Genomic DNA, 1,350 nt, shown 5'->3' with positions numbered 1-1,350 from the left:
CGGGTTCACGCGCAGGCCCGCGAACTCCTTGTCCCGCTTGAGCTCCTCGACCAGCTTCATCGTGCGCGTCACGTCCACCGTCACGAACTCCGTGACATGCGGCGCCGTGAACGCCGAGCCGACCATCGCCGCCGCCGTCGCCTTGCGGACGCCCTTGACCGGGATACGGGTCTCCCGGGCCGTGTCGTACGCGAGCACCGGCGCCGGAGCGGCGGCGGGCGCGGAGACCGGTCCGGCCGGGGCGACCTGCGGCACCGGCTCGGCGGCCGGCGGCTGCGGGGCCACCGCGGCGTGGACGTCCTCGCGGGTGATGATGCCGTCAGGGCCGGTCGGCGTCACCGTGGCCAGGTCGACGCCCAGGTCCTTCGCCAGCTTGCGCACCGGAGGCTTGGCCAGCGGCCGGGGAGGCGTCACGGCCGCCACGGGACCGTGGCCGTTCAGCTCGGACTGCAGAGCCTGGGCCGCGGGCTCCTGGCGCGGGACGTCGGCTCCCTTGCGCGGGCGGCGCTTGGTGGAGGACGCGGCCACGCCGTACCCGACCAGCACCGGCTGGCGGCCCTGGGGCTTGGCCTCCTCCGGCGCCGTCTCGGCGGGAGCCTCGGCCCGGTCCGGTGCCTCGGCGGCCGGGGCCGCCCCGCCCGCCAGGTCCACCGCGATGATCGCCGTACCGACGTCCACCGTGGTGCCCTCGGGGAAGTGCAGCTCGCGGACCACGCCGTCGTACGGGATGGGCAGCTCGACGGCCGCCTTGGCGGTCTCGACCTCGCACACCACCTGGCCGTCGGTGACCGTGTCGCCCGGCTGGACGTACCACTTGAGGATCTCGGCCTCGGTGAGTCCCTCGCCCACGTCGGGCATCTTGAACTCACGCACGGACGCTTCCGTCATCGTCGTCACGACCCTCTCCTCAGTACGCCAGGGCACGGTCGACGGCGTCGAGTACCCGGTCCAGGCCCGGCAGGTACTCCTCCTCCAGACGCGCCGGCGGATACGGGGCGTGATAACCGCCGACCCGCAGCACCGGGGCCTCCAGGTGGTAGAAGCAGCGCTCCGTGATCCGGGCGGCGATCTCCGCGCCCGAGCCGAAGAACACCGGTGCCTCGTGGACCACGACCAGACGGCGGGTCTTCTCGACGGAGGCCTGGATGGAGTCGAAGTCGAGCGGGGAGACCGAGCGCAGGTCCAGGACCTCCAGGTTGCGGCCCTCCTCGGCGGCCGCGTCGGCGACCTCCTGGCAGAGCTTCACCATCGGGCCGTAGGCGGCCAGGGTGAGGTCGGAGCCCTCGCGGACGACGCGCGCCTTGTGCAGCGGTCCCGGGATCGCCTCCGTGTTGACCTCGCCCTTGTCCC

2 protein-coding genes are annotated in these 1,350 nt (G+C 73.6%); both read right to left on the bottom strand.

The annotated features are described in order from the left end of the window. Positions 1–897: biotin/lipoyl-containing protein (locus AQJ67_RS25065; protein ID WP_244190589.1), on the bottom strand; the 897-nt coding region annotated here is incomplete at its 3' end. Between the two features lie 10 nt (positions 898–907). Continuing rightward, positions 908–1,350, bottom strand: a 443-nt coding sequence (locus AQJ67_RS25060; protein ID WP_279616899.1) for a transketolase C-terminal domain-containing protein, incomplete at its 5' end; no start/stop codon positions are given.

The sequence above is a fragment of the Streptomyces caeruleatus genome (assembly GCF_001514235.1).
GTDB lineage: Bacteria > Actinomycetota > Actinomycetes > Streptomycetales > Streptomycetaceae > Streptomyces > Streptomyces caeruleatus.
The sequence above is the reverse complement of the archived record's forward strand: the minus strand, read 5'-3'. Positions and strand labels throughout refer to the sequence as shown.